Origin of the sequence: uncultured Roseivirga sp., assembly GCF_963973945.1 — a bacterium.
In the GTDB taxonomy this organism is placed as follows: Bacteria; Bacteroidota; Bacteroidia; order Cytophagales; family Cyclobacteriaceae; genus Roseivirga.
The window spans coordinates 151,972-178,470 of record NZ_CAXBBV010000007.1; the positions used below are offsets into that span (position 1 = coordinate 151,972).

General features: G+C 39.6%; 29 protein-coding genes. 17 read left to right on the top strand and 12 right to left on the bottom strand.

What is annotated here, in order from left to right; genetic code table 11:
• From secY to AAC026_RS13120, 12 genes are all read left to right on the top strand, one after another.
• Window positions 1-1,329 carry a preprotein translocase subunit SecY gene (gene secY / locus AAC026_RS13065; RefSeq protein WP_339606417.1) on the top strand — a complete coding sequence of 443 codons (1,329 nt, stop codon included), beginning with the start codon at window positions 1-3 and terminating at the stop codon, window positions 1,327-1,329.
• A gap of 1 nt (window position 1,330) precedes the next feature.
• The gene (gene map / locus AAC026_RS13070; protein ID WP_339606416.1) at window positions 1,331-2,104 is read left to right on the top strand and encodes a type I methionyl aminopeptidase; all 774 of its coding nucleotides are present in this window, start codon (window positions 1,331-1,333) and stop codon (window positions 2,102-2,104) included.
• Between the two features lies 1 nt (window position 2,105).
• Window positions 2,106-2,324, top strand: a complete 219-nt coding sequence (gene infA, locus AAC026_RS13075; protein WP_339606415.1) for a translation initiation factor IF-1 — start codon at window positions 2,106-2,108, stop codon at window positions 2,322-2,324.
• Between the two features lie 6 nt (window positions 2,325-2,330).
• Entirely contained in the window at window positions 2,331-2,447 is a 117-nt protein-coding gene (gene ykgO, locus AAC026_RS13080; RefSeq protein WP_082338105.1) for a type B 50S ribosomal protein L36, read from the top strand.
• Window positions 2,448-2,449: 2 nt separating this feature from the next.
• Window positions 2,450-2,827: a 30S ribosomal protein S13 gene (rpsM, locus tag AAC026_RS13085; protein WP_339606414.1), complete on the top strand. Its 378-nt coding sequence runs from the start codon at window positions 2,450-2,452 to the stop codon at window positions 2,825-2,827.
• A 39-nt stretch (window positions 2,828-2,866) separates the two neighbouring features.
• Entirely contained in the window at window positions 2,867-3,259 is a 393-nt protein-coding gene (gene rpsK / locus AAC026_RS13090; RefSeq protein ID WP_053222909.1) for a 30S ribosomal protein S11, read from the top strand.
• 18 nt (window positions 3,260-3,277) lie between these two features.
• A complete protein-coding gene (gene rpsD, locus AAC026_RS13095) occupies window positions 3,278-3,883 on the top strand; it encodes a 30S ribosomal protein S4 (RefSeq protein ID WP_339606413.1) in 606 nt (201 codons plus the stop codon).
• A gap of 30 nt (window positions 3,884-3,913) precedes the next feature.
• Window positions 3,914-4,903, top strand: a complete 990-nt coding sequence (locus AAC026_RS13100) for a DNA-directed RNA polymerase subunit alpha (RefSeq protein WP_339606412.1) — start codon at window positions 3,914-3,916, stop codon at window positions 4,901-4,903.
• Window positions 4,904-4,909: 6 nt separating this feature from the next.
• Entirely contained in the window at window positions 4,910-5,485 is a 576-nt protein-coding gene (rplQ, locus tag AAC026_RS13105; protein WP_339698769.1) for a 50S ribosomal protein L17, read from the top strand.
• Between the two features lie 110 nt (window positions 5,486-5,595).
• Window positions 5,596-6,708: a glutamine-hydrolyzing carbamoyl-phosphate synthase small subunit gene (carA, locus tag AAC026_RS13110; protein WP_339606410.1), complete on the top strand. Its 1,113-nt coding sequence runs from the start codon at window positions 5,596-5,598 to the stop codon at window positions 6,706-6,708.
• A gap of 5 nt (window positions 6,709-6,713) precedes the next feature.
• Window positions 6,714-8,003, top strand: coding sequence for a phosphopyruvate hydratase (gene eno, locus AAC026_RS13115; protein ID WP_339698771.1), 1,290 nt, complete (start codon window positions 6,714-6,716; stop codon window positions 8,001-8,003).
• Window positions 8,004-8,117: 114 nt separating this feature from the next.
• Window positions 8,118-8,705, top strand: a complete 588-nt coding sequence (locus tag AAC026_RS13120) for a hypothetical protein (protein WP_339698774.1) — start codon at window positions 8,118-8,120, stop codon at window positions 8,703-8,705.
• Window positions 8,706-8,903: 198 nt separating this feature from the next.
• Here the strand turns inward: AAC026_RS13120 and AAC026_RS13125 are convergent, their stop codons facing one another.
• From AAC026_RS13125 to AAC026_RS13135, 3 genes are all read right to left on the bottom strand, one after another.
• On the bottom strand, window positions 8,904-9,986 hold the full coding sequence (locus tag AAC026_RS13125) for a 6-bladed beta-propeller (protein ID WP_339698777.1): 1,083 nt from the start codon (window positions 9,984-9,986) through the stop codon (window positions 8,904-8,906).
• Between the two features lie 79 nt (window positions 9,987-10,065).
• The gene (locus tag AAC026_RS13130) at window positions 10,066-10,299 is read right to left on the bottom strand and encodes a hypothetical protein (protein ID WP_339698780.1); all 234 of its coding nucleotides are present in this window, start codon (window positions 10,297-10,299) and stop codon (window positions 10,066-10,068) included.
• A 51-nt stretch (window positions 10,300-10,350) separates the two neighbouring features.
• Window positions 10,351-11,427 carry a hypothetical protein gene (locus tag AAC026_RS13135; RefSeq protein WP_339698783.1) on the bottom strand — a complete coding sequence of 359 codons (1,077 nt, stop codon included), beginning with the start codon at window positions 11,425-11,427 and terminating at the stop codon, window positions 10,351-10,353.
• 620 nt (window positions 11,428-12,047) lie between these two features.
• Here AAC026_RS13135 and AAC026_RS13140 point away from each other — a divergent pair.
• Entirely contained in the window at window positions 12,048-12,347 is a 300-nt protein-coding gene (locus AAC026_RS13140; protein ID WP_339609969.1) for a septum formation initiator family protein, read from the top strand.
• Window positions 12,348-12,405: 58 nt separating this feature from the next.
• Window positions 12,406-12,981: a hypothetical protein gene (locus tag AAC026_RS13145; protein ID WP_339609967.1), complete on the top strand. Its 576-nt coding sequence runs from the start codon at window positions 12,406-12,408 to the stop codon at window positions 12,979-12,981.
• A gap of 115 nt (window positions 12,982-13,096) precedes the next feature.
• On the opposite strand, the gene AAC026_RS13150 is transcribed toward AAC026_RS13145, so the two are convergent.
• Both AAC026_RS13150 and AAC026_RS13155 read right to left on the bottom strand, forming a co-directional pair.
• On the bottom strand, window positions 13,097-14,170 hold the full coding sequence (locus AAC026_RS13150; RefSeq protein ID WP_339698786.1) for an Ldh family oxidoreductase: 1,074 nt from the start codon (window positions 14,168-14,170) through the stop codon (window positions 13,097-13,099).
• An 11-nt stretch (window positions 14,171-14,181) separates the two neighbouring features.
• Window positions 14,182-15,138: an exopolyphosphatase gene (locus AAC026_RS13155; RefSeq protein ID WP_339698789.1), complete on the bottom strand. Its 957-nt coding sequence runs from the start codon at window positions 15,136-15,138 to the stop codon at window positions 14,182-14,184.
• A gap of 134 nt (window positions 15,139-15,272) precedes the next feature.
• Here AAC026_RS13155 and AAC026_RS13160 point away from each other — a divergent pair, with 134 nt between their 5' ends.
• The 3 genes from AAC026_RS13160 (at window position 15,273) to AAC026_RS13170 (ending at window position 18,786) form a co-directional block, all read left to right on the top strand.
• Entirely contained in the window at window positions 15,273-16,853 is a 1,581-nt protein-coding gene (locus tag AAC026_RS13160; RefSeq protein WP_053222900.1) for an acyl-CoA carboxylase subunit beta, read from the top strand.
• A gap of 77 nt (window positions 16,854-16,930) precedes the next feature.
• A complete protein-coding gene (locus AAC026_RS13165; RefSeq protein ID WP_339698793.1) occupies window positions 16,931-18,001 on the top strand; it encodes a M42 family metallopeptidase in 1,071 nt (356 codons plus the stop codon).
• Between the two features lie 5 nt (window positions 18,002-18,006).
• Window positions 18,007-18,786 carry a helical backbone metal receptor gene (locus tag AAC026_RS13170; protein WP_339698796.1) on the top strand — a complete coding sequence of 260 codons (780 nt, stop codon included), beginning with the start codon at window positions 18,007-18,009 and terminating at the stop codon, window positions 18,784-18,786.
• A gap of 34 nt (window positions 18,787-18,820) precedes the next feature.
• On the opposite strand, the gene AAC026_RS13175 is transcribed toward AAC026_RS13170, so the two are convergent.
• The 7 genes from AAC026_RS13175 to AAC026_RS13205 form a co-directional block, all read right to left on the bottom strand.
• Window positions 18,821-19,327 (bottom strand): DUF1036 domain-containing protein, encoded by a 507-nt coding sequence (locus AAC026_RS13175; RefSeq protein WP_339698799.1) that lies wholly within the window; start codon window positions 19,325-19,327, stop codon window positions 18,821-18,823.
• Window positions 19,328-19,476: 149 nt separating this feature from the next.
• The gene (locus tag AAC026_RS13180) at window positions 19,477-21,228 is read right to left on the bottom strand and encodes an ABC transporter ATP-binding protein (protein WP_339698802.1); all 1,752 of its coding nucleotides are present in this window, start codon (window positions 21,226-21,228) and stop codon (window positions 19,477-19,479) included.
• Window positions 21,229-21,308: 80 nt separating this feature from the next.
• Window positions 21,309-22,523, bottom strand: a complete 1,215-nt coding sequence (locus tag AAC026_RS13185; RefSeq protein WP_339698805.1) for a 3-phosphoshikimate 1-carboxyvinyltransferase — start codon at window positions 22,521-22,523, stop codon at window positions 21,309-21,311.
• A 2-nt stretch (window positions 22,524-22,525) separates the two neighbouring features.
• The gene (gene aroB / locus AAC026_RS13190) at window positions 22,526-23,560 is read right to left on the bottom strand and encodes a 3-dehydroquinate synthase (RefSeq protein WP_339698807.1); all 1,035 of its coding nucleotides are present in this window, start codon (window positions 23,558-23,560) and stop codon (window positions 22,526-22,528) included.
• Window positions 23,557-24,651 (bottom strand): bifunctional 3-deoxy-7-phosphoheptulonate synthase/chorismate mutase type II, encoded by a 1,095-nt coding sequence (locus AAC026_RS13195; RefSeq protein ID WP_339698810.1) that lies wholly within the window; start codon window positions 24,649-24,651, stop codon window positions 23,557-23,559. Before AAC026_RS13195 ends, aroB begins: the two co-directional genes overlap by 4 nt.
• Before the next feature lie 201 nt (window positions 24,652-24,852).
• On the bottom strand, window positions 24,853-25,395 hold the full coding sequence (locus AAC026_RS13200; RefSeq protein ID WP_053222892.1) for a prephenate dehydratase domain-containing protein: 543 nt from the start codon (window positions 25,393-25,395) through the stop codon (window positions 24,853-24,855).
• Window positions 25,388-26,485 carry a bifunctional 3-deoxy-7-phosphoheptulonate synthase/chorismate mutase type II gene (locus tag AAC026_RS13205; protein WP_339698813.1) on the bottom strand — a complete coding sequence of 366 codons (1,098 nt, stop codon included), beginning with the start codon at window positions 26,483-26,485 and terminating at the stop codon, window positions 25,388-25,390. Before AAC026_RS13205 ends, AAC026_RS13200 begins: the two co-directional genes overlap by 8 nt.
• Window positions 26,486-26,499: the final 14 nt, after the last annotated feature.

Genomic DNA, 26,499 nt, shown 5'->3' on the forward strand with positions numbered 1-26,499 from the left:
ATGAAGAAGTTTTTTACTACCATACGAAATATATACTCCATTGAGGAATTGAGAAATAGGATCCTAGCTACGCTGGGATTCTTGATCGTTTTCAGACTTGGATCTTTTGTTGTTTTACCTGGTGTAGACGTAGCTAAATTAACCGATGATGCGGGTGGGATATTTGGTATCCTTAACTCATTGTTAGGAGGTTCATTTAGTAGGGCATCTATATTCGGTTTAGGTATTATGCCTTATATATCAGCTTCGATTGTAATCCAATTGATGACTGTGGCAGTACCGAGCTTCCAGAAAATGCAGAAAGAGGGAGAGTCTGGTAGAAAAAAACTTACTCAAATCACTAGAGTTCTAACAATTCTAGTAACCCTTGCTCAAAGCTTTGGTTACATTAAAGCAACTATTATTTCTCAAGACGCTGTCCTACCTAGCATTGACCCATCGCTTTTCATGATCAGTTCAATGATCTTGTTAACTGCAGGTACAATGTTCTGTATGTGGTTAGGAGAGAAGATTACTGATAAGGGAATTGGCAATGGTATTTCCATGCTAATTATGATCGGTATTATTTCAAGCTTACCTGGAGCTGCATGGATGGAATTTGTAACAACAAATGGAATCGGAAAAGCATTGTTCTCAGTAATTGAGCTGATAGTATTGTTCTTTGTTGTAATTGTAACTGTTGCTTTAGTTCAGGCTACAAGAAGAATACCAGTACAGTATGCAAAGCAAGTAGTGGGCGGTAAAGTATATGGTGGTCAACGTCAGTTCATTCCTTTAAAGGTTAATGCTTCTGGAGTTATGCCAATTATCTTTGCTCAAGCTTTAATGATTTTGCCAAGTTTATTGGCAGGTATTTGGCAAGACAGTAGCGATATAGCTAACTCAATAGGAGCAGCATTTAGTAATCCATATTCATGGCAGTACAATGTTACGTTTGCCGTGTTAATTATAGCATTTACATTCTTCTACACTGCTATTACGGTGAATCCATCGAACATGGCGGATGATCTTAAAAGAAGTGGAGGTTTTATACCGGGTATTAAACCAGGAAGACCTACATCTGAATTTATTGGAGATGTATTAGATAGAATTACGCTTCCAGGTTCAATATTCCTAGCGATTATCGCAATCCTTCCAACATTCGCATACAATGCAGGTGTGGGGCAGCAATTCGCTTACTTCTATGGAGGAACCTCACTTTTAATTATGGTGGGTGTAATTTTAGATACTTTACAACAAATAGAAAGCTATTTGTTAATGCGACACTACGAAGGAATGATGAAGTCAGGCAAGATGCGTGGCCGATCTCAGAACGTAGCTGTAGCATAATATGATTAATTACAAGACTGAAGAGGAAATTCAGATAATTCGAGAGAGTGCCGATATTCTTGGCAGGGCTCACGGAGAAGTAGCTAAACAAGTAAGGGCAGGTGTTAAAACCGCTGACTTGGACAAGATTGCAGAAGAATATATTCGCGATCATAATGCGAAAGCATCGTTTAAAGGCTACAATGGGTTCCCTTCTACCCTGTGTATTTCAGTGAACGAGAATGTAGTTCATGGATTTCCAGGGAAGTACGAATTGAAAGACGGTGATATAATCTCTATAGATTGTGGAGTCTTCTACAAAGGTTTTCATAGCGATTCCGCTTATACTTACCCCGTAGGAGAAATTTCCCCAGAGACATTAGCACTGCTTAAAGCAACGAAAGAGTCGTTGTATATAGGTATTGAACAAGCCAAGTATGGCAATCGGTTAGGCGATGTAAGTGCATCTATCCAAAAATACGTTGAAGACAAAGGCTACACTGTAGTGAGAGAGCTTGTTGGACACGGTTTAGGAAGGAACTTACACGAATCACCTGAAGTTCCTAACTACGGAAAACGTGGTAGAGGAGTAAAACTTCAAGAAGGATTAGTAATCGCCATTGAACCGATGGTCAATTTAGGAGCGAGGAATATAGTACAGGAAAATGATGGGTGGACCATTAGAACCAGAGACAGAAAGCCTTCAGCTCACTTTGAACATACAGTGGCGATATTCAAGGATAGAACAGAAGTGTTAACAACACATAAGTATATAGAAGAAGTTTTTAAATTTTAGTATGGCAAAACAAGGATCTATTGAACAGGACGGTACCATTTTAGAAGCATTGCCGAATGCAATGTTCAGAGTGGAACTTGATAATGGACACACCGTTACTGCTCATATTTCTGGTAAAATGCGGATGCACTATATCAGAATATTACCAGGCGATAAAGTGAAAATGGAGATGTCGCCATACGATTTAACCAAAGCAAGAATTACTTACAGATATAAATAAGAAATCATGAAAGTGAAAGCATCTATCAAGAAGCGTAGTGCTGATTGTAAGCTGATCCGTAGGAATGGAAAGTTATACGTGATAAACAAAAAGAATCCTAGATTCAAACAAAGACAAGGGTAATTATGGCTAGAATTTCAGGAGTAGATATTCCGGATCACAAGAGGTCAGAGATAGGTTTGACCTATATTTTCGGAATTGGACGTAGCTCGGCTGTTTACATTTTAGGTAAAGCCGGAATTGATGTGAGCAAAAAAATTGGTGATTTAGATGATGAAGAGCAAAAAGCAATTCGTACGATCATCAGTGAAGAGTTCAAAGTAGAAGGAGTTTTAAAATCAGAGGTGCAATTGAGCATTAAGCGTCTGATGGACATCGGTTGTTACCGTGGTTTGAGACACAGAAAAGGTCTTCCTGTTCGTGGTCAGCACACTAAAAACAACTCACGTACCCGAAAAGGTAAGAGAAAGACTGTTGCGAACAAGAAAAAGGCAACCAAGTAATTTGAATTAATGGCCTTTAGGTCTGAAAATATTTGAAGAATGGCTCAGAAGAGAAAAGATAAAGCTAAAAAGCGAGTAGTTCAGGTTGAAGCTATTGGACAAGCCCACATTAAGGCTTCTTTCAATAACATCATCATATCAATCACTAACCTACAAGGTCAAGTGATTTCTTGGGCATCTGCTGGTAAAATGGGTTTTAAGGGTTCTAAAAAGAATACTCCTTATGCAGCCCAAATGGCAGCCCAGAATTGCGCTCAAACTGCCTACGATTTGGGTTTGAGAAAAGTTGAGGTATTTGTTAAAGGACCAGGCTCTGGAAGAGAGTCTGCAATCAGATCACTCCAAAATACTGGTATCGAAGTAACAATGATTAAAGACGTTACTCCATTACCACACAACGGATGTCGTCCTCCAAAACGTAGAAGAGTTTAATCCAGAAATTAGAAAGTAATGGCAAGATATACAGGTCCTAAGGCCAAAATTGCGAGAAGATTTAACGATCCTATCTTTGGTCATAGCAAAGCATTGCAAAAGAAAGCTTACCCTCCTGGTCAACACGGAAGAGGTAGAAGAAAAAAACAATCTGAATATGCAATCCAGTTAATGGAGAAGCAAAAAGCAAAATACACTTATGGTGTATTAGAGCGTCAGTTTGCTAACACGTTCGATCGTGCTTCAAGAAAATCAGGTATTACAGGTGAAATCCTTCTACAAATGTTGGAGGCAAGGCTTGATAATACTGTATATAGAATGGGTATTGCTCCAACAAGAAGAGGTGCAAGACAATTGGTTTCTCACAAACACATCACTGTGAACGGAGAACTAGTGAACATCCCATCTTATGTGGTACAACCAGGTGATGTGGTAGGAGTAAGAGAGAAATCTAAATCTCTAGAAGCCATCACCGATAGTTTAGCTAATAATTCAGCTCAAAAGTATCCATGGATTGAGTGGAACAAGGCTGATATGAACGGTAAAATGATTGCTCTACCAATGAGGGATGAAATTCCTGAAAAAATCAACGAGCAGCTTATTGTCGAGCTTTACTCTAAATAATCTATTTAAGAACTTAAACGATCTAATCATATGTCAATACTCGCATTTCAAATCCCTGAAAAGGTGGTGATGGAGAAGGCGGACGACTTTCACGGTCTGTTCACATTTAAACCACTCGAAAAAGGATACGGGGTTACAATCGGTAATGCATTAAGAAGAATTCTTCTTTCTTCATTAGAAGGTTACGCTATCACAGGTATAAAAATCCCTGGCGTTTTGCATGAATTCTCAACGATTGAGGGTGTTGTAGAGGACGTAGCGGAAATTATTCTAAACCTAAAGAAGGTACGTTTCAAGAAAATCTCTGATACTGTCGATAACAAAATCACTGTAATCGTAGAAGGTCAAGATAAGTTTGCTGCTGGTGATATTGGAAAATTCACAAGTGCATTCGAAATCCTTAACCCTGACGAAGTAGTATGTAATCTGGATAGTTCGGTAAAGTTCGAAATTGAGCTTTCTATCGATAAAGGTAGAGGTTACGTTCCTGCTGAAGAGAACAGACCTTCTGAGCAGTTATTCGGATACATTCCAATTGACGCTATTTATACACCGATCAAAAACGTAAAATTCAGTGTAGAAAACACTAGGGTTGAACAAAAAACTGACTACGAAATGTTGGTTTTGGATATTCAAACCGATGGTTCTATCCACCCTGAAAACGCTTTGAAAGGTGCAGCCCATATCTTAATTCAACACTTCATGCTATTCTCTGATCAGAACATGATCTTGGAAACAGGTTCTCTTGATGAGCCAGAGCAAGTAGATGAAGAAATGCTTCACATGCGTAAGTTGTTAAAAACTCAATTGAACGATCTTGATCTTTCAGTAAGAGCTTACAACTGCCTAAAAGCAGCTGATGTGAGAACATTAGGCGACTTAGCAAGACTTGAAATTTCTGACATGATGAAGTTCAGAAACTTCGGTAAAAAGTCTTTGGCTGAATTGGAGCAACTAATAGCAGATAAGAACCTTACTTTCGGTATGGACTTATCAAAGTATAAACTTGACGAGGAATAAAGTAAGATGAGACACGGGAAGAAATTTAATCACCTAAGTAGAAAAGCACCGCATAGAAAAGCAATGCTTTCTAATATGGCTTCTTCTTTGATCGCGCACAAGAGAATTTCAACTACTGTAGCGAAGGCAAAGGAGCTTAGGAAATATGTTGAGCCTCTTATTACAAAAGCTAAGACCGATACAACTCACTCAAGACGAGTAGTATTCTCTTACCTTCAAAATAAGGAAACGGTAACAACACTTTTCAGCGAAATAGCTGAGAAGGTAGCAAACAGACCTGGAGGATACACTAGAATTATCAAAACTGGAAACAGATTAGGAGATAATGCTGATATGTGTATCATTGAATTAGTAGACTACAACGAATTACTACTTAAAGAAGCAGCTCCTGCTAAGAAAAGCAGCAGAAGAAGCAGAAGAGGTGGTAAGAAAGATGATGCTACTACTGAAACTACACCTGTAGCTAAAGCACCTAAGGCAGCGAAGGAAGAAACTGTTGAAGCACCAGTGGCTGAAACTGAAGAAACTCCTGAAGCTAAAGCCGAAGAAGCGAAAGAAGATGATAAGAAAGACGCAGAGTAATTCTACTTTCTTAAAAATATAGAATAAGGGATTGAGCAAATTTGTTCAATCCCTTTTTTATTTACTTTTGTACCGCATTGAAGAATTGAATTGCGCACCAATCTATAAATATGTCTACAACGAATAATATCAACAGTAAAAGAAAAGCCATTCTTCTTTTAGCAGATGGAAGCCGATACGAAGGTACCGCCATTGGTAAAATAGGTATTGCCGGAGGCGAAATCTGCTTTAACACAGGAATGACAGGTTATCAAGAAATTTACACGGACCCTTCTTACTATGGTCAGATTGTGGTGAATACTGCTTCTCACATAGGAAATTATGGGGTAGAAGATGACGAACAGGAATCTGATTCACCAAAAATCAGAGGTTTGGTTGTTAACACCTTTTCAGAAGACTTCAGCCGTAAAACGGCCAATGGCTCACTTCAAGATTATTTAGATAAGAATAATATTGTAGGAATTTCAGATGTGGATACACGCCTTTTGGTTAGATACATTAGAGATAAAGGAGCCATGAACGCAATTGTGTGTTCAGAAGATTTATCTGATGATGAACTAAAAGCGAAGCTAGCTGAAATCCCATCGATGGATGGTTTAGAGCTGTCTTCGTTTGTAAGTACAAAGGAGCCCTACTTTGTAGGAGATGAAAACGCAGAGGTGAAAATAGCCGTGCTTGATATAGGCGTTAAAACTAGTATTCTAAAGCATCTGGCCAGTAGAGGTGCCTACCTGAAAGTTTTCAATGCTAAAACTACTTTTGAAGAAATGAGCAAGTGGAATCCTGATGGCTATTTCTTATCGAATGGCCCTGGCGATCCAGCAGCAATGCCTTATGCGGTAGAAACAGCAACAAAGATTATGAATGAAGACAAACCTCTTTTTGGAATTTGTCTTGGTCACCAAGTGATTGCTTTGGCTTGCGGAGCAACTACATTTAAAATGCACAACGGCCACCGAGGCTTGAATCACCCTGTTAAAAACTTGATTTCTGGCAAAAGTGAAATTACTTCTCAGAACCATGGCTTTGCGGTAGATCTAACTGCATTAGAAAAAGCAGGCAGCCTCGAGTTAACACATATCAACTTGAATGACAACACAGTTGCAGGCTTACAGGTAAAAGGAAAGAAAACCTTCTCTGTACAATATCACCCAGAGTCATCACCAGGGCCGCACGATTCACGCTATTTATTCGATCAATTTATTAACCTTATCAAATCATAATACCAATGAGTTTAATTGAAAGTATCCACGCAAGGCAAATTCTTGACTCAAGAGGAAATCCTACCATCGAAGTAGATGTAATTACAGAAAATGGTGTTCTAGGCCGTGCTGCAGTGCCCTCTGGTGCTTCAACTGGTGCGCATGAAGCCGTTGAATTAAGAGATGGAGACAAAGACGTATACCTTGGCAAAGGAGTCTTGAAGGCCGTGGAGAATGTAAATGATACCATTGCTGCCGAGCTAATTGGCTTTTCTGTGTTCGAGCAAAATTTGCTTGATAAGATTATGATCGAAGTAGACGGTACTGACAATAAGAGCAACCTAGGAGCAAATGCTATTTTGGGTGTTTCTTTGGCGATTGCAAGAGCAGCTGCAGCTGAGCTTGGCCTTCCGCTTTACCGTTATGTAGGTGGTGTTAATGCAAACACACTTCCTGTTCCTATGATGAACATCATCAATGGAGGCTCTCATGCTGATAACTCAATAGATTTTCAGGAATTTATGATTATGCCAGTTGGTGCCGAGAGCTTTACTGAAGCAATTCAAATGGGAGCTGAGGTATTTCATCATTTAAAGAAAGTACTTTCTTCTCGTGGCCTTTCAACGAACGTAGGTGATGAAGGCGGTTTTGCACCAAACTTAGCATCGGATGATGAAGCGCTTGAGGTAATCTCTGAAGCCGTAAAAAATGCTGGCTATAAGGTAGGTGAAGATTTCGTTTATGCACTGGATGTAGCTTCTTCAGAATTCTATTTGAAGGATGAGAAAATCTACCACTTCAAAGACTCGACAGGAAAGAAAATGACGCCAGTTGAAATGGCTGATTACCTTGCTTCGCTTTGCGAAAAATATCCAATCATGTCGATTGAAGATGGAATGTTTGAAGACGATTGGGAAGGCTGGAAAGCCCTAACAGATAAGATTGGTGACAAAGTACAGTTAGTAGGCGATGATTTATTCGTGACTAACGTGAAGCGTTTACAGAAAGGGATCGATGGAGGTATTGCCAATTCAATCTTGATCAAAGTAAATCAAATTGGTACTTTGACAGAAACAATTGAAGCAGTAAGCTTAGCCAACAGAAATGGATACACAGCTGTAATGTCGCACAGATCTGGAGAAACAGAGGACAATACGATAGCTGATTTAGCGGTTGCTTTGAACACTGGCCAAATTAAAACTGGTTCGGCTTCGCGTTCAGATAGAATGTCGAAATACAACCAATTGCTTAGAATTGAAGAAGAATTAGGAGAAGTAGCTAAGTATCCTGGAAAGAACTTCAGAAAGGCTTACTAAGCTCAAACCAAAATACGATCAAAGACTTCATTCCGTAAGGGGTGAAGTCTTTTTGTTTTGGGTCACGCAGCCTTAGGTATAAAATCAAAGTATAGGGTTCAAAACAACCTTGCTATGAAAACCAAATCTGTATTGCTCGCTCTAGTTCTAGTGTATATTGTTTCAGCCTGTGGTGGCGGAGGTGGAGATGAAGACCCAAATCCTTGCGCAACACCAATTGTGCTGACCATCTCAAGCCAACAAAATGCCTCATCTGGTCAGGCTGACGGAAGTGTGACTATTTCTGCTACAGGATCGAATGGTGGATTGGAGTATAAACTCAATAATGGATCATTTCAAAGCTCATCATCCTTCACAGGGCTAGCTGTCGGAAACTACACTGTTGCTGTAAAAGATAGTCAAGGCTGCACTGCAAGTATATCGATAACATTTACTGAATCTACAGGCGGTTCAAGCACCCCGTCTTTTGCTAACGATGTATTTCCAATTATGCAAAGTAACTGCGCAACCTCTGGCTGCCATGTAAGCGGAGGTTCCGCGCCTTTTGTAATTGCTGGGTATAGCGATGTAAAAGCCAATGATATATCCATTAAGTCGAGAGTTTCTGCCAGAACAATGCCACCATCAGGCTCAAATGCTTTGAGTAACGACCAGATCAATACAATTGTAGCTTGGGTAGACGCTGGAGCTCCTGACAATTGAGATATTTTTAGAGTAATCATTTCAGTACTAACCTCGATCAATTAAACACTCTAGAAGAGGTCATTGAGTCAAAAACTCCAGAACCTAGCAGGTTTCAAAAAGCGAAGTATAATAAAGGAAGGGGTGATCTCTATTTCTTTCTATTCATTCACTAGGTAATACTTCAGAAGCGATCATATTAACCTCCTATTAAAACATTCAATTTGTTCTACTTAAGGTATTCAAACTAAAACTCAGTTTATTCAACTGATATTGAAAGTCACTTCCATCAGCATTTTCTACCTCACTCAAAAAGAATAAGTCATCACCGTTTTCGGCATAAAGACAGTTTTTACACTGAAAAGAAAATGGCCGTTTATAGGTTGCTATTACATTTAAATCTTCATCTAAAACGAAATACTTCTCAAATCTATCAGAAGTATTCCAGGTTTTTGAATCCCAAACATCCTCATATACAAACTCGCCTACTTCAGCCTTGATGATTAATCTATCATTAATAACGAATATGCCTCCGACATAGCTATTTTTATTAACATAATTTACTCTTGCCTCTGTATCACCTCTGACTCTACCATAATTTGCATCTTCAAGTTTTTTAACTTCAAACTCTTTATCAGATATTGTTTTTTGCATAGAAATCGCACCATTTTGAATTTTTTCAATTCCTAGTTTACCAACTGAGCTAAAATATATATTACCATTTCTTGTAGCCAGCCCCCCAGAACATGTCAGCATACTCAGTATCTCACTTTCTCTATCTTCTTCACCATAGTAAGCAATTACCTCCTGACTATCTAGGTTGTAAACCTCAATTAAAGAATATAATGAACCACCACTCATGAAGAAATACAGTTCATCATTGACAACCACAAAATCCTTTATGGCCGTTGAGAACCTATTATACTCTTCCAATGGTTTTCCATTTAGGTCAAAGACTATAAGCTTCAACTGCTGTGAACACCACACATATATTTTTTTATCATAAACCTTGATCTTGCTTGGTGATAAATATTCAAATGGCCCTGTTCCAATATTACTAAAACTGTTAATTCTATTACCATTCAAGTCATATGTGACCACTGCCCCCCCTTTAGTTGATACCACAAAACTAGACTTGGTAACAAAGGCAAATGATGATATTACTCCCAACAATTCTTCCTCCTCATCAAGAGTAGCTATTAAAGCTGTGGATACCTCCCCGTTAATTGATGACTTATCATTTCTAGCACCGTCATTAGAATTACCTCCAGAATTGCATGAATAAACAAGTAGAGCTAACATAGTGAATAAGATTTGCTTCAGTTTCATAGAGTTTTTTTAGAGATGAGGGTTTAAAGACCCTCATCTTAAAGTGAAAAATTTATTGCTGTATAGGGCCACCATTTTTGTCACAGACAAACTTTCCGCCTGTATGACACCCAGTAACACCTTCACCTGGTGTGTAATCAACATCCCAATAGGCACATGTCGTGTCAGGTGTGGCTTCTCCGCACGGGTCTTCTTGTGCCTGCAAAGGATTGTTAAGACCCACGGCCATAAAACCAACCATGGCTAATGTACTAAATCCAATTTTCATTTTACTTTTAGAATTCATAATTGTAAGAGTTTATGTTAATTTAAAACAACACCTTGTTGTCCATTGTTCTCATTCCTCCAATACTCCATAGTGATATAGAGAAAGAATCATAGAGTCCTCTATTTCAATTTCGCTAATATCTTCAAGTGCCTTTTTTGCTTCGGAAATGTTTTTTTTGCCATCAAAGGAATGCAATACTTCCGATGGCAACTCAAATTGAATATCAATAGTGCTAAACCTTATCTTCTTAATTTGCTCTCCGTTCTTTGGCTTCCAATGTTCATTGACACTTAAATGCTCCGGTATTGTTAGCACTTTCTTATGCTCAGCTTTGAGACCCTCTAAAAGAACTTTTTGACGGATTCCAGTTATATCCTCAAATTCTTTGGAAGTCAGCCGACTAATTTGCTCATAGGCCCAAATATAAAAATCACTCTCCCTTCCATACCATTCCCCCCATATATCTACATAATCCGTTGGAGGTAGACCGTCCAATTCTTCAGTGGTAAGTGGTGATTTCTGAATTTTATATACTGAGCTATTGGCAATATAATAATTAAGCCCAGCCTTGATTGCTATATATTGTGACAGACTTTGTTCAACATGATTTAGATATCCTTTTAGAGACCCCCAGAATTTTTTACCCTTCTCTCCAGCAAGCGTTTTACAAAAATATGTTGAGCAAACTGACTCTCTAAATTTCCAAATACTACAATTCCCAGACTCTTTTAGAAAGTATGGACAAAGTAATGTTTCACTACTCCCGAATCCCCCAGATTGATTTGAGTACAACGTGTTATAAAAATTCGGAGTTAATATGCCATATGGTGTGACCCCCGTTTTTTTACTTATCGCCTTTCTAAGGCTTCTTTTGCCCTCGAGCGAGGCTTCTAAAAGAGCACCTCCTACTAAATAGCTAGGTAAAGAGGGATGATAAGTACAACACTTTTTATCTGGATGAAATGGTTTTAGGGTGAGTTTGCTTACATCTCTTTCCTTATCCTTACAAACCATCGCACAATTATTGCATGTCGCCAAAGATTCCTCTGGAATTCCAGAGTTAAAAAAATCAGGAAAGAAATCCTTGTAAATATTAGGAAGATCAGTAAGAATGCTAGGAAACCCAGTGCTAGCAAAATATTGCATGTGCGTTTATTTATAACCGAATCAACTTAAAACATCGATGGTTGTATGTGTACTTAAATATAGAAATTATTCTAATAATATGAAATAGTTTAGTTTATAATTACCATAAATGTACTCCTTTAGCTCTCAATATATGGGTATACGGCATTTAATTGGTTGTCTAATAGGAAAATATAGAGTGAGTCACTAAAATTTGATGAGGAATTCTTCGAAAAGCCTTTTGGTTCCAAACAAGGTTGCTATAACTACCTGGTAGATTTAAAATGGGTCAGTGATTATGAATGTAGACGTTGTAGCCCCATCAACGATAATCATTCTTTTGATCCACAACAGGTATAAAATGTGGCTTTCATGAGTCTAGGGTCGTCTTTACTTTTTTTCATATGTTCAAGCTCAAGTTTGACATGACTTTTGGTGTGCTTTATGAAATAGGCAGAGGTCATTCACCAACTTTTTGGCAAACCTCATTGCTGGCCCCATAGCCTATTCATTCTTTCCCGAGAAACCTGCTATCAAGTATGATACTTTACAGACCAATTCAATGTGTTTTAAAATCGAACTCAGGCTACTAAATTTTAATACTTTTGATTTTATGCTAAAAAGTTAGTTACTTTTGTACTATGAAGGCTTTCACCAAAGTTCCTCGTTTCGCAAAGAGTTTCTATTTCCTCTTCGGAACATTTTTCGTTATCTGGATGCTATTTGTAGACTCCAATGATATTGTGACTCAGATTAGGCTTAAGTCAAAACTGAGTAACCTTGAAAAACAGAAGGAATACTACTTAGAAAAGAAGGTGGAAGTACTTAAAAACAAGGAAGAGTTAACTACCAATCAGGAGTTACTTGAAAAGTTTGCAAGAGAAAAATACTTAATGAAGAAACCATCTGAAGATCTTTTCGTCATAGTAACGGAAGACTAAGTCAAAAAAAATATTCAATACCAAGTCCTCTTTTGAGGACTTTTTCGTTATCAGGACTATGAGAAAATTATTAACCGTTGCTGCCTTCTTTTTTATCAGCTTTTCATCGTTACAAGCTCAAATTTATTTCGAAGAAGAACCTCAAGAAGAAGATTCTGTCAGCTTTATGGACAGAGTTTATTTCGGTGGAAATTTTTCTTTTAACCTAGGTACTGATTTTACTTATATCGATGTTTCTCCACTGGCTGGCTATATGATTACCTCTGATTTTTCAGCGGGCTTGGGTGCTACCTATCTCTATCTTTCACGCAAGTACATCGTTTTACCCTCACGTGACGAATTTAAAGTGAGTAGTAGCGTATATGGTGGACGTACTTTCTTAAGGCATAATATTTTCGAGACCTATTTTGCCCATATGGAGTTTGAGGCTTTGAATGTTGAATTTGCTCCAGACCCATATAGTGAAACCACAAATCGAGAATGGGTACCAGGTCTCTTCATTGGTGGTGGCGCTTTTCAGCCTATTTTTGGAAAAGGAGGAATAAACATCACAGTGTTATATAATCTTCTTCATGATGACCTTAGGTCTCCTTATGGGAGTGCGCTAGTAATAAGGGGAGGGATTACCTTTTGATCTGAGCTTGATGAAACCTTCCGAAAGTTGATGTAATTATATCATCAGTCGTAATTCACTTTGTTTAAAGTCGAAATAGAAACTTTTGGAAGGATCTCTTAATCTATTCTGGTTTTTAGAACTCAATCCCAAACTTCTTACCTACTTCTTTCAGGTCATTCACTACAGGCTGTAGCAAAGGAATTCCTTGCTCCATTCTTATTTTTTCCATTTCACGTTCTGGGTCGCCAGGGATAAGCACAGGTTGTTCTGAGTCTACGGGTGTTGAGTTTCTAAATCGCTGAATCCAGTTGTCCATGTGCTCTTTAAACTCCGTTGCAGGGCGGAAAGCGTCTACACGCATAGCGCCAAAGAAGTGACCTAGCCCTTCACCCACAGGATCACTTACTGGATCCATAAAGCTTACAAATGGAGGTGCCCAAGGCCCATAATTGGCGCCAGAAAGCACAGCAGAGAAAATATCCACCACAGAACCCATAATGTAGCCTTTATGACTTCCGTGTAGCCTGCTTCCTCCTAAAGGACGTAACGCACCACCTTCTTTTACACCAAAAGCATTAGTGGTGTCTAAGCCATTTATGTCTTGTACCCAGCCTTGAGGCACAGGCTCTCCTTTTCTTTGAAGAATTTCGAGTTTTCCATTGGCAGCCGTGGTGGTAGCAAAGTCGCCCACAAAAGGAGGCTCTTTGCCTGCTGGAATTGCAATGGCAATGGGGTTAGTGCCTAAAAGTCTTTCCTTAGAAAAAGTCGGAGAAACCAAAGGACTCGCATTGGTCATTGAAATACCAATCATGTCGTTTTGAGCAGCCAATAATGAGTGGAAGCCAGCAATGCCATAGTGGTTTGAGTTTTTTACTGAAACCCAACCCGTTCCAACGTTTTTGGCTTTCTCAATGGCTACCCTCATTGCGAAAGGAGCAACTACTAAACCCAAACCAGAATCTCCATCTACAACAGCCGTACTTGGAGTTTCATAAGTAACCTTGATGTTCGGGCTCGCATTAATTCTTCCTTTTTCCCAAAGCCTAACGTAGCCAGTAAGTCGCGCTACTCCATGAGAGTCGATTCCCCTTAAGTCGGCAGAAAGAAGCGTTTCACAAGCCTGGGTAGCATCTGCTTCCGGGCAGCCCATTTTGATAAAAACAGAATGAGAAAACTGATATAAATCTTGGTAAGAGTAATTCGACATGTATGTAATTTTTAGTTCGAAGCGCTTTTCTCCGATATCTTAATGTGCGAAAACGATGTATACAAAAGCCCTTCTTTTAACGCATATGCGCAGGCCTTAATGTTTTCGCTAGTCATATGTTTTAAAACAAACTGAATCAAACAACTGGCTACAACAATCATATCTACACGCATGGTAACCATACCGGGGATATGCATTCGCTGTTTTCTATTTTTTGTAATCAGTTCTTCGTAAATTTTATTGTTTGCTTCTATTGGGAATTGAAATATTAAGCTATCAAGTGCTCTTTCAACCCCATTTTCCTTCATGTAAATTTCGGAAAGCGTATCAAAAGTGCCAGAGCAACCGATTAGTCCTTGAGGTTTGAACTCTTCAATAGCACTTACTAAATTGGAAAGTTCAGTTTCGAGCCAAGCATTCATTTCTTCGATACTGGTCTTAAGGATTGGATCTTCCTTGTGGAATTTATCCAAAAGTCTTTGCGCACCAATCTCGAAACTTTGTTTCCAGAATATTTCTTCGTTGTTGCCAATAATAAACTCTACACTTCCACCGCCAATGTCCATTACCAACTGTGGCGTTTCTGTGAGGTGAAAAGTAGATTTTACTCCATAGAAAATGAGTTCAGCTTCACGATCGCCTGAAATGATTTGAATGTCAATAGAAGTTTTTTCTTTGATCTCGTCCAGCAGTTGTTGGCCATTTTTTGCAGATCGAATGGCGCTTGTAGCAACCCCCGTTACGGTTTTGACCTCGAATTGATCAATAATAGTTTTGAAAACTTGAAGGGTATGTAAGGCTCTCTTCTTGGCATCAACTGAGATTCTTCCCTTGCTAATGCCGTTCTTGCCAATTTTTACCGCTATTTTTTCTCTGTATAGCGTTTTGATCTCGCGTTTACTCACCTCCACTATAAATAAGTGGAAGGTGTTAGTACCCAAATCAATAACAGCTATTCTCTCTTTCATGCCCCTCTGCAAAGATGGGCGAATATAAGGCATTCTATTAAAATATGGATGTTCATAGAAAGGTAATAGATGCCGATTATGTTCTTTTTTTGTACTGACCTGTATATCTTTGACGAGTATATAAAACCACACCTATGGCTAAGAATACCCCGCTTAAAAAGCACAAGACCAAAGCAGAAAAAATTGAATGGCTAGAGCAAAAAAATGCAGAAGCTTTATTAGGTGGAGGCCAGAAACGAATTGATAGTCAGCATAAAAGAGGTAAACTCACTGCTAGAGAGCGTCTTGAGCTATTATTAGACGAAGGAAGTTTTGAAGAGATTGGCAAGTTTGTAGAACACCGTGCTACAGATTTTGGTCTGGAAAAGGAAATCTACTTAGGCGATGGCGTAGTGACAGGTTACGGAACGGTTCATGGCCGTTTGGTATATGTTTACTCACAAGATTTTACAGTATTCGGAGGTTCGCTTTCTGAAACCCATGCCGAAAAGATTGTGAAGATTATGGATTTGGCCATGAAGAACGGTGCGCCAGTGATTGGCCTAAACGATTCTGGTGGAGCTCGAATTCAAGAAGGCGTAGTATCGCTTGGGGGTTATGCCGACATCTTTTATAGAAATACCTTGGCTTCAGGTGTAGTGCCTCAAATTTCTGCCATTATGGGGCCATGTGCGGGTGGAGCAGTATATTCACCAGCCATTACCGATTTTATCTTTATGGTAGAAAATACTTCTTATATGTTTGTTACTGGGCCAAATGTGGTAAAAACCGTAACACAAGAGGAAGTAACTTCTGAAGAATTAGGAGGTGCCAGTACGCACAGTACAAAAAGTGGAGTAACGCATTTCGCTTCTGCCAATGAGGTGCAGTGCATTAATGAGATCAAACAATTGTTGTCATACATTCCGCAGAATTGCGAAGACACGGCTCCAGTATACGAATATGATTTAAATGAAGATGCGGTAAGAACCGTATTGAATGATATTATTCCGGAAAACCCGAATCAGCCTTACGATATGCGCGAGGTGATTGAAGGCTTGGTTGATGAAGATTCTTTCTTCGAAGTACATAAAAACTACGCAGAGAACATTGTTGTAGGCTTTGCCAGAATTGGCGGAAGAAGTATTGGGATTGTAGGAAACCAACCAGCGTCAATGGCTGGCGTTTTAGACATTGATGCGAGTGTGAAAGGTGCGCGTTTTGTGCGTTTCTGCGATTGTTTCAATGTGCCTTTATTGGTGTTGGAAGATGTGCCAGGTTTCTTGCCAGGTACAGACCAAGAGTGGAATGCCATTATCACCAATGGAGCAAAATTGCTTTATGCTTTCTCTGAAGCTACAGTACCAAGAATTACGGTAATTACCAGAAAGGCGTACGGTGGGGCATATGATGTAATGAATTCCAAACACATTGGCGCGGATATGAACTATGCTTGGCCATCAGCTGAGATTGCGGTAATGGGAGCGAAGGGTGCTGCAGAAATTATCTTTAAAAGAGAAATTGCCGCTGCTGATGACCCTGAAGCCAAACTAGAAGAGAAAGTGGATGAGTACACTGAGAAGTTTGCCAACCCTTATCGTGCTGCGCGAAGAGGTTATGTTGATGAAGTAATCTTGCCTCAAGATACCCGCAAGAAACTTATTAGGGCTTTTACCATGTTGGAAAACAAGGTGGCCACGCTGCCGAAAAAGAAACACGGGAATATTCCTTTGTAACAAGGTCTTTATCCGTACCGAATTAAATTATAGAACTGGCCTTGGCCAGTTTTTTAGCATTTAGAATAATGAAAATTATGAATAAGAAGAGTCAGGAATTCCTTACCAAATATTTAAACAATGCTTCACCAACAGGTTTCGAAGCTTCTGGTCAACAAATCTGGTTAGATTATATCAAGCCATTTACAGATACTTATTTCACGGATAAGTACGGAACGGCAGTAGGGGTGATTAATCCTGATGCAAAATTTAAAGTAGTAATCGAAGCGCATGCAGACGAGATCAGCTGGTTTGTAAATTACATTGATGACAACGGCTACATTTATGTAGTTCGAAATGGTGGTTCTGATCACCAAATAGCACCTTCAAAAAGGGTGAACATTCACACCGAAAAAGGAATCGTGAAAGGTGTATTCGGCTGGCCAGCCATTCACGTGCGCGATAAAGCTTCTGAAAAATCACCTTCACTGAGGAATATCTTTATCGATGTGGGAGCGGAGTCGAAACAGGAAGTGCTCGATATGGGCGTTCATGTAGGAACCGTAATTACTTTTGACGATGAGGTTTTTAAACTGAATAAGAAGTTCTGGTGTGGTCGTGCGCTCGATAACCGTATTGGTGGTTTTATGATTGCCGAAGTAGCCAGAAGGCTTCACGAAGAAGGTAAGAAACTTCCATTTGGCCTTTATGTGGTCAATTCGGTACAAGAAGAAATTGGTTTGCGTGGGGCAGAAATGATTGCCGCTAGAATCAAACCTGATGTGGCTATTATTACAGATGTATGTCACGATACCGCTTCGCCAATGTATGAAAAGCAATTGCAAGGCGATCAGAAATGCGGTTTAGGCCCTGTTTTGGCTTATGGCCCTGCGGTGCATAACAATGTATTGAAAATGCTGATTGATGTAGCGGAAAAGAATAAGATCGACTTCCAACGTCATGCAAGCTCAAGGTCAACGGGTACAGATACCGATGCTTTTGCCTATTCAAACGAAGGTGTGCCTTCAGCTTTAATTTCTTTGGCTTTGAAGTACATGCACACTACCGTAGAAACTGCGCATGAAAGTGATATTGAGAAGGTAATTGAACTGATGTATCAGTTTATTATTCAATTGCCTGCTGATCATGATTTTAGCTATTTAAAATAATTGGTTTGGAAGGAAGTGTAAGAATGGTGTTAGATCAAATGGGGCGGAAGGTAGAAGTGCCTAGTTTGCCCCAGTGTATTGTTTCTTTAGTACCTTCCCAAACAGAGTTATTATATGATTTAGGACTTGGTGATCGCGTGGTTGGGGTCACCAAGTTTTGTATTCACCCAAGCCAATGGCATCAATCCAAAACCTTTGTGGGCGGCACCAAGCAGTTTAAGTTCGATGTAATTGATGAACTTAAACCTGATCTAATCATTGGGAACAAAGAAGAAAACTACATAGAAGGTATTGAAGAACTGGCCAAGAAATACCCAGTTTGGATGAGTGATATCACTGGACTGGATCAGGCTTTCGATATGATTTTGGCCATTGGTAATTTGGTAGATGAAAGGGCTAAATCCATCTCTATTGTTGAAAAGGTGAAGGAGGGTTTTGCTTCACTTCCCTATAAGTCGAGAAAAAAAGCACTGTATCTTATTTGGAAGAAGCCCTATATGGCAGCAGGCAGAGAAACTTTTATTGATGAAATGATGGATTTCGCTGGCTTTGGAAATGTACTTTCAGAAACACGTTATCCAGAACTTACGCTGGAAGCTATTCAAGAAATGGCGCCAGAAACGATTCTTCTTTCTTCGGAACCATACCCTTTTAAAGAGAAGCATATTGCAGAACTCCAGGCAGTTCTGCCCAATTGTGATGTTCAACTTGTAGATGGTGAAATGTTCAGTTGGTACGGAAGTAGGTTAATGCAGGCTCCTTCTTATTTTGCAAGTCTGAAATAAAAAGAGGAAGCTCCAGCAGCTTCCTCAAACAGGGTTACCTTAACACAGCAATTTCGTTGCACGAGTCTGTATTGTAACACTCCCAAATTTCTTGTCGCTTAAAGCCGACCTTGTTTTTAGCGCCTTCTTTTAAAGCGAACTTATAATCTCCTTCCCAAACTTTCTTTTTCGATTTGTACTGAGAAGTAGCGTAATAGAAATAGGTTTGCTCATCAGAGAGTCCCATTAGTTTCTTTTCTTTGGGTTTTATGGACTGAAAGTCAGATGTAATCCATTCCCCATTGTATTGTTTGTAATGAATTGCTACTTCTATTTTTTCTTTGGAGCGATTCTCAAAAAAGATATGGTACTGTTTTCTTTTGTTTTCTGCAGTATCTAGGATTAACAATGTGGTGTCTGAGATATAAAAATCAACTGTACCCTCGATATACTCGAGTATTGGTCTGTAGTTAGATCCAGTAGCTTTTTCGGCACGCGCGGTACTGAGAAAAGCCACCAGGCTCGTGCAAAGCACGAGCACTGAAAAGGTGACAGTTTTCATATAACGTTTAGGTGAAACGGACTTAAAGATGAAGTATTAATATGAAATATTCAACATATTTACATAAAACTTTCTTAAGCTCGAAAATCACTCAAACACAATGCTGTCTAGAGGGGAGTAGGTTTTAGGAGAAAGTAATACAGCTGCCTTTAAATTCTTGCCTGATAAGTGTACAATTGGAAATACCTACCTTCTTTCGCAATCAAATCATCGTGTGTTCCTCTTTCGGCAATTTCACCATTTTCTATTACTAGAATTTGGTCGGCTTTGCGAATGGTGCTTAAGCGGTGAGCAATTACAAAAGTGGTTCTGCCCTTCATTAAGCTCGATAAACTTTCCTGAATGAATGATTCACTTTCTGTATCGAGGTTAGACGTGGCTTCGTCAAGAATCAGGATTTTTGGGTCGGCCAAAACCGCCCTAGCAATGGCAATTCTCTGTCGTTGGCCACCAGAAAGTTTCACACCCCTTTCACCAATTACGGTTTCCAATCCTTTTTCAAAGCGATCGGTAAACTCATTTACATAGGCTGCTTTCACTGCGTTCTGTAAATCTTCTTCAGAAGAATCTGGTCTTGGGAAAAGAATGTTTTCGCGGATGGTTCCTTCAAAAAGGAAATCATCTTGAAGCACCACACCTAACCTTCTTCTGTAGCTTTTTAACAATACGGTAGAAAGGTCGATACCATCAATGGTTATTTTACCTTCGCGTGGGTTAAGGAATGAAGCGGCTAAACCTGCAATCGTAGATTTGCCAGAACCAGAAGTTCCCACCAAGGCGGTAACACTTCCAGAAGATGCATCGAAACTGATGTTTTTCAAAACGTCCACATCTTCCTCATATGCGAATGATACATTTTCGAATTTGATATTGGCGTCTGTTTCTTTAAGCTTAACCGTGCGGTTTTCGTCATCGTCTTCCGCCTTCATTAACATAATTTCTTCAGTACGATCTAGTCCAGCAAATGCTTCTGTAATCTGACTGCCAATATTTGACATTTGAACAATTGGGGCAATGAGTAAAGCGAGTAAACCAATAAATGCGAAGAGTTCACCCGTGGTCATGGTGCCTTGAATGATATAGTAGCCTCCAATTCCTAGAATACCAGTACTGGCAACACCCGCCAAAAGGAAAGTGGCAGAACTTGTAACAACGGCTGTTGCTGTTAGCGTTTGTTTCACATTTTCATATAATGATTTCACACCACCTTCAAAGCTTTCCGTTTCTTGTAGTTCGGCACCAAAGCCTTTAATTACTCGCACACCACTCAAAGTTTCTGTTAATCGACCTGTTACTTCGGCATTAAGCTGGCCTCTCTTTCTGAAAATAGGTCTTAAATAGGCAAATGCTTTCATGGCGATTAAACCAAAAATAATGACAGGAACGACAACAAATGCGGTGAGTTTGGCATTCATGCCAATGAGTATAACGAGTACGGCTATTGCGGTAATACTACCACCGATAAGCTGTACAAAACCAGTTCCTACTAAGTTTCTAACACCTTCCACGTCCGTCATAATTCTTGAAACCAGTGCGCCCGACTTGGTGCTATCGAAGAAGTTAAGAGGGAGCGATAAGATTTTCTTTTGAACTTGAACTCGTAATTCGGCAATTAGCTTTTGAGCTTGAACACTGAGAATACGCGTAAGGGCAAAGGACGTAATGGCTTGGGTAATGATGGCAGCAATGGTGACAAGAATCACTGTCTTGAGCATTTCCATGTCTTTGTTCACCACAACATCGTCAATGAGGTATTGAGTGGCTTTAGGAAGTACCAAACTGGCAGCACTTCTAAGTAGAATTAAGACCAGTCCGAAAAGTAAAAGCCCTCTTTTGGGCCAAATGATTCTTTTGAAAACTTCACCTACGGTGATATTGTTGAGTTTTTTCTTTTTTGCCATGATAACCGCTGAAATATAGTATGAGCAACCGTCTTGAAAGACAGTTAGTTCATTTGATGAATAGTAATTTGAGCGACAATTTAAAGACCTGTTGCTAGCTCAATATCTTTCCAAAAACCTGGGTAAGATTTATTGACCACACTGGGGTTTTTAATGACGATATTCTGCAAAGTACAAAGCGGAGCGAAAGCCATGGCCATTCTGTGGTCGTCATAAGTCTCAATCTCTATGGGTGTATCACTCAATTCGAATTTCGATCTAAGCTCAAATACTTCGGGTTCAATCTCTTTTAGCTTTACATTGAATTTTTTTAATTCTTTTTTGAGCGCTTTTACCCGATTTGTTTCCTTAATCACCAAGCTTTCTAAGCCCGTCATGGTGCATTTTATCTGTTTTGCTGCACAAACCACGGCTATAGTTTGGGCCAAGTCTGGGCAATCGGTAAAATCAAAATTAACCTCGTTGGAGTGAGGGATTTTCTGAAGAACCACACCATCGGCTTCAAAAGTGCTCATCACACCAAGCTGATTCATCATGTGCACAATGGCAATATCGCCTTGAAGCGATTTTTGTCTGAGTCCTTTTAATTTGATTTTGGCATCATCTGCTAAAGCCACAAAACTATACCAGTAGCTCGCACCCGACCAATCAGATTCTACTACATATGGGTAATCTTTGTATTGCTGAGGCTTAATTTCAATGGTTTGGTTGGTCCAGTTGGAGTGAATTCCAAAAAGCTTCATCATGTCCAAAGTCATTTGGATATAAGGACGAGAGCCGATTTTTCCTTTTAATTCTAAGTTAAGGCCTTGGGGCAAACAAGGGGCAATCATTAACACAGCCGATATAAACTGACTGCTTACATCGCCTTGCATTTTAATGCTGTTGGTCTTTTGATCAACAATGGGTTTTATCTTGAGTGGAGGAAAGCCCTCTTCTCCTAAATATTTTACTTTGGCACCAAGGCTTTTTAGGGCATCCCCCAAAATCTTAATGGGGCGCTGTTGCATTCTTGCGGTGCCCGTAAGAATTCTCGGTGTTTCTCCCACGGCTGAAAGTGCTGTAAGAAATCGCATCGTGGTTCCAGCGTCCAAAACATCTAAAGTTTCTTCTGTACTGGCCAATAAACGAATCATCGTTTGAGTATCTCTGGCTTCTGATAGGTTCTGTAGTGCTGATAGGTTACCAGAAAGCGCGTTGATAATTAAAGCCCTATTGCTCTCACTTTTAGAAGCAGGAAGCGGGATTTCTACTGCTTTGAGTTGGGGTGAGTGTTTAAGGTGAATGGTTTCCAAGGTCAGTGTTTCAGTTTAGTGAAGTAAAAAAGAGAATCAATTACATCTTTTTCGTCTACAGCGATATCGTAGGTGGCCTTTCCGATGTCCATCAGAAGGGAGTGGTTGAGGAGGTTGTTAAGATTCTTTTTGTCTTGGTACATCAGTTTTATGATTCCAGAAAAGTCCTCTTTTGCGATGTTAATTTCAGGATAAATCTCGAGAATGGTGTCAGAAATCTGCAATAGATTTTCATCAGAAAAGCCCAGTAGTTTTTTTGACAAGTAGGCTTCACATATCATTCCAGCCGCAATTGCTTCTCCGTGTAAAAGCTTCTTGTCAGTATTTAAATAGAAGCTTTCAATGGCATGCCCAACGGTGTGCCCAAAGTTTAAAATTTTTCTGAGCCCAGCTTCTTTTGGGTCCGTTTTTACTACTTCGTTTTTGATTTCTACGGAATGAGCAATCACGGCCTCCCAGTTTTCAATGTCTAAGCCATGAGCAGTAGTTTGTTCAAAATAATCGGCATCGGCTATAAGCCCGTGTTTAATTACTTCTGCAAAACCCGACCTCAATTCTCGCGGAACAAGGGTTTTTAGAAATATTGGGTCGATTAAGACAGTTTCGGGATCTTGGAAGAACCCTAAATGGTTTTTAAAGCCCATAAAATCGATGCCCAATTTTCCGCCTACGTTGGCATCTACCGCGGCCAATAGGGTAGTGGGAATGTTGATGAATCGAATTCCACGTTTGTAAGTAACCGCACAGAAACCACCCATATCGCCAATTACACCACCACCCAAATTGATCAGCAATGCTTTTCTGTCAAAGTTGTTTGAGGTGAATTGCTCCCATATGTGTTCACAAGTGCGAAGGTTTTTGTTCTCCTCACCCGAAGTGATTTGTATGAGCAAATGCTCTGGCAAAAAGGCCTGTACCAAAGGATAACAATGCGCACGCGTATTCTCATCGACTAAAACCGCTAATTGCGTAAAGTCAGTTTCCTTTAATGCCGCCTTAAGGCTGGTTTCTATGTGGTCAATTACAATGTGGCTCATGCTTTTGTTAATGGACGGGTTTCTTTCAGTTGTGCTTCTTGCTTTTTCACCGACTCCTCGTGAATGGCAAATAAAAGGCTTTTCATAAACTTCTCCGTCATGTTTTTACGCAAGCCATCCTGAATTCTACTTTCCATTACTTCTTCCCAACGACTGGGCTGGTAAACCGCCAAATTATGTTCACGCTTATAGTCGCCCACTTGCTCAATTACTTTGAATCTTTCAGCAAAAAGCTCTAATAACTGAGCATCTAATAAATCAATTTTTTGTCTGAACTGATCTAGTTCATTCAGCATTTCTGGATGCTCGTCTACGTTTTCTCTGAAAATCAGGCTTTCGTAAATGATCTTGAGCGTGTCTGGTGTAATCTGCTGTTTGGCATCACTCCAAGCCTTATCTGGATCATGGTGAGTTTCAATCATTAAACCATCCAAACCAAAGTTAATGGCCCTTTGACTAACGGCTCCAATAATTTCGCGTGCGCCAGCAATGTGGCTTGGGTCGCAAATTACAGAAAGGCCGGGAATCATACGCTTTAAGTGAATTGGCAAAGACCATTCTGGCTTGTTGCGGTATCTTTTTTCGTAAGGATCTGAAAAGCCACGGTGAATGCCCGCCAATTTTGTGATCCCTACTTTGTTTAACCTTTCAAAAGCTCCCAACCAAAGTTGAAGGTCTGGATTGATCGGGTTTTTTACCATTACTGGAATGTCGGTTCCTTTTAAGGCTTCGCAAATTTCTTGTACCGAAAATGGATTTACTGTTGTTCTTGCACCAATCCAAAGTACGTCAACACCTGCTTTTAAAGCGGCATCTACATGTTCCGTTTTTGCCACCTCTACGGTAACTGGCACATCCAGAATGTCTTTTGCAATTTGTAGCCATTCTAGCGCTTCAGCCCCAACCCCTTCAAATGAGCCTGGTCTGGTTCTTGGCTTCCATACGCCTGCTCTGAAAAGTTCGACAGGACTTCCTTTTAAACCTTTTGCAATAGTTTCGATTTGTTGCGGACTTTCCGCACTGCAAGGGCCTGCAATGAGCACATGCTCTGATAATCCAAGCCCCCAATCTTTAATGTCGATGATGTTCATAATTACGTTTGTTCAAAAAAAAAGCCCGACTCTTTCGAACCGGGCTATTAAATATTTTTAGTGATTTCATTCAATGATAGCGCAGGCTCGATCTCGAGTGAGTTCTAAAGTAAAAAAAGTAATAAAATGATGTCCTTGCTGCTAACATGCGATAAACTTAGGTATCTCTTTTTTAAAGAAAAACATAAAGTGAATAATTTTTTAAATATTCTCTACCAAAGCGAAAGTTGTGTTGTTGGTTGAGTGGTCTTCAATATTCTCCATCAACAGTAATAAGTCGTTGGCTTCTATGGCCTCTTTACTCGCAATTACCCCCGCATTTTTCTCTCGATTATTCTTAAGCTCATGAACGGCACTTACCGTACTTGTGCTAGAAATAAAGGTAATATGACTGTATTTAGTAAAGAACTTTTTAGTTTCCTTGATTGCCATGGGGTGAGAATAAATCTTCTTTATTCCTTCAATGTTTGAAGCTTTAAAGCTACCTAAACAAAGGTGAATCGGCAGTTCGAACTGTTCTAAAATACGATGTCCAGAGCTTTTAATACGCTCCAGATTATCGCCAACTAAACCAGAGGTATTGTTTTTAATGGCGATCAGCGCTTTCTTAATGCGCTTTTCTTTCAGTGCTTTAAAAATTTCATCGAAGGTAGGGAAAAGCATATGGCTAGCGTTGGGCAAAAACTTTTGCCTTGCCATATCATGATAAGTGTTTTCAGGGCCGAGTAGTCCTAGTTCAGTCATTAGGTTGTTTGTCTTGTTCAGTATTAAATACGGATGTCTGTATCCTTACGGATTGTTGATGAATATGGCGGTAAAGTTCACGAATAAATTCTGGGTCTAGGTTCATGGCTTTGGCCCATTCTGGTCTCGATTGAAGGATTTCTTTCCATCGACTTATCTGAAAGATAGCCACATTATTTTCTTTTTTATACTCTCCAATTTTTTCTACTAAACTTAATCTAGTAGCAATCGCCTCAAGTATCTCTCTGTCAGCTTGATCTATTTGTTCACGAATAATTTCTAGTTGATTTATAAAGTCTTGGTCTTTGGAAGTATGACTTCTGAAAATCAAGTTATTCAGTAAGAGATTGAAATCACTTGGTGTTAATTGTTGTGCATTATCGCTTAAAGCATTGTCTGGATCAATGTGCGTTTCTATCATTAAGCCATCATAGTCCAAATCCATAGCCCTTTGCGATAGTTCACTTATCAAGCTTCTTTTTCCTCCTATATGGCTAGGGTCGCAGAGAAGCGGAAGGTCAGGAAATTCACCTTTCAACTCCATGGGGATTTGCCAAAGTGGAGTGTTGCGGTATTTGTTTTGCTGAAAAGTTTGAAAACCGCGATGAATGGCGCCTAGGTTTTTCACATTGCATTTTAAGAGCCTTTCCAAAGCACCTTTCCAAAGCGATAAGTCTGGATTGATGGGGTTCTTTACAAAAACAGGGAGATCAACACCTTTAAGGGCTTCTGAAATTTCTTGTACTGTAAAAGGGTTTACTGTAGTTCTAGCACCCAACCAGAGCATTGATGCATCATTTTTTAATGCGATTTCTACGTGTTCGGCTGTAGCCACTTCTGTGGCAAACTTAATCCCAAATTCAGCCTTAGCTTCTTTAACCCACTCAAAAGCAAGAGCGCCTATGCCTTCAAACGATCCGGGCCTTGTTCTAGGCTTCCATATTCCACCTCTTATATAGTCTATTTTAGAAAGGTCTAAGTTCTTTAATGTTGCGAAAAACTGAACTTGGTTTTCTACGCTACAAGGCCCTGCAATAATGAGGGGTTTCTTGGCTTGGTCTAACCGTCTATATAATGGTGGATTAGTCATGTATATTTCGTTTG

Coding starts and splice junctions, on each gene's coding strand:
- secY (WP_339606417.1), top strand. CDS start 1: ATGAAGAAGTTTTTTACTACCATACGAAATATATACTCCATTGAGGAA.
- map (WP_339606416.1), top strand. CDS start 1,331: ATGATTAATTACAAGACTGAAGAGGAAATTCAGATAATTCGAGAGAGT.
- infA (WP_339606415.1), top strand. CDS start 2,106: ATGGCAAAACAAGGATCTATTGAACAGGACGGTACCATTTTAGAAGCA.
- ykgO (WP_082338105.1), top strand. CDS start 2,331: ATGAAAGTGAAAGCATCTATCAAGAAGCGTAGTGCTGATTGTAAGCTG.
- rpsM (WP_339606414.1), top strand. CDS start 2,450: ATGGCTAGAATTTCAGGAGTAGATATTCCGGATCACAAGAGGTCAGAG.
- rpsK (WP_053222909.1), top strand. CDS start 2,867: ATGGCTCAGAAGAGAAAAGATAAAGCTAAAAAGCGAGTAGTTCAGGTT.
- rpsD (WP_339606413.1), top strand. CDS start 3,278: ATGGCAAGATATACAGGTCCTAAGGCCAAAATTGCGAGAAGATTTAAC.
- AAC026_RS13100 (WP_339606412.1), top strand. CDS start 3,914: ATGTCAATACTCGCATTTCAAATCCCTGAAAAGGTGGTGATGGAGAAG.
- rplQ (WP_339698769.1), top strand. CDS start 4,910: ATGAGACACGGGAAGAAATTTAATCACCTAAGTAGAAAAGCACCGCAT.
- carA (WP_339606410.1), top strand. CDS start 5,596: ATGTCTACAACGAATAATATCAACAGTAAAAGAAAAGCCATTCTTCTT.
- eno (WP_339698771.1), top strand. CDS start 6,714: ATGAGTTTAATTGAAAGTATCCACGCAAGGCAAATTCTTGACTCAAGA.
- AAC026_RS13120 (WP_339698774.1), top strand. CDS start 8,118: ATGAAAACCAAATCTGTATTGCTCGCTCTAGTTCTAGTGTATATTGTT.
- AAC026_RS13125 (WP_339698777.1), bottom strand. CDS start 9,986: ATGTTAGCTCTACTTGTTTATTCATGCAATTCTGGAGGTAATTCTAAT.
- AAC026_RS13130 (WP_339698780.1), bottom strand. CDS start 10,299: ATGAATTCTAAAAGTAAAATGAAAATTGGATTTAGTACATTAGCCATG.
- AAC026_RS13135 (WP_339698783.1), bottom strand. CDS start 11,427: ATGCAATATTTTGCTAGCACTGGGTTTCCTAGCATTCTTACTGATCTT.
- AAC026_RS13140 (WP_339609969.1), top strand. CDS start 12,048: ATGAAGGCTTTCACCAAAGTTCCTCGTTTCGCAAAGAGTTTCTATTTC.
- AAC026_RS13145 (WP_339609967.1), top strand. CDS start 12,406: ATGAGAAAATTATTAACCGTTGCTGCCTTCTTTTTTATCAGCTTTTCA.
- AAC026_RS13150 (WP_339698786.1), bottom strand. CDS start 14,170: ATGTCGAATTACTCTTACCAAGATTTATATCAGTTTTCTCATTCTGTT.
- AAC026_RS13155 (WP_339698789.1), bottom strand. CDS start 15,138: ATGAAAGAGAGAATAGCTGTTATTGATTTGGGTACTAACACCTTCCAC.
- AAC026_RS13160 (WP_053222900.1), top strand. CDS start 15,273: ATGGCTAAGAATACCCCGCTTAAAAAGCACAAGACCAAAGCAGAAAAA.
- AAC026_RS13165 (WP_339698793.1), top strand. CDS start 16,931: ATGAATAAGAAGAGTCAGGAATTCCTTACCAAATATTTAAACAATGCT.
- AAC026_RS13175 (WP_339698799.1), bottom strand. CDS start 19,327: ATGAAAACTGTCACCTTTTCAGTGCTCGTGCTTTGCACGAGCCTGGTG.
- AAC026_RS13180 (WP_339698802.1), bottom strand. CDS start 21,228: ATGGCAAAAAAGAAAAAACTCAACAATATCACCGTAGGTGAAGTTTTC.
- aroB (WP_339698807.1), bottom strand. CDS start 23,560: ATGAGCCACATTGTAATTGACCACATAGAAACCAGCCTTAAGGCGGCA.
- AAC026_RS13195 (WP_339698810.1), bottom strand. CDS start 24,651: ATGAACATCATCGACATTAAAGATTGGGGGCTTGGATTATCAGAGCAT.
- AAC026_RS13200 (WP_053222892.1), bottom strand. CDS start 25,395: ATGACTGAACTAGGACTACTCGGCCCTGAAAACACTTATCATGATATG.
- AAC026_RS13205 (WP_339698813.1), bottom strand. CDS start 26,485: ATGACTAATCCACCATTATATAGACGGTTAGACCAAGCCAAGAAACCC.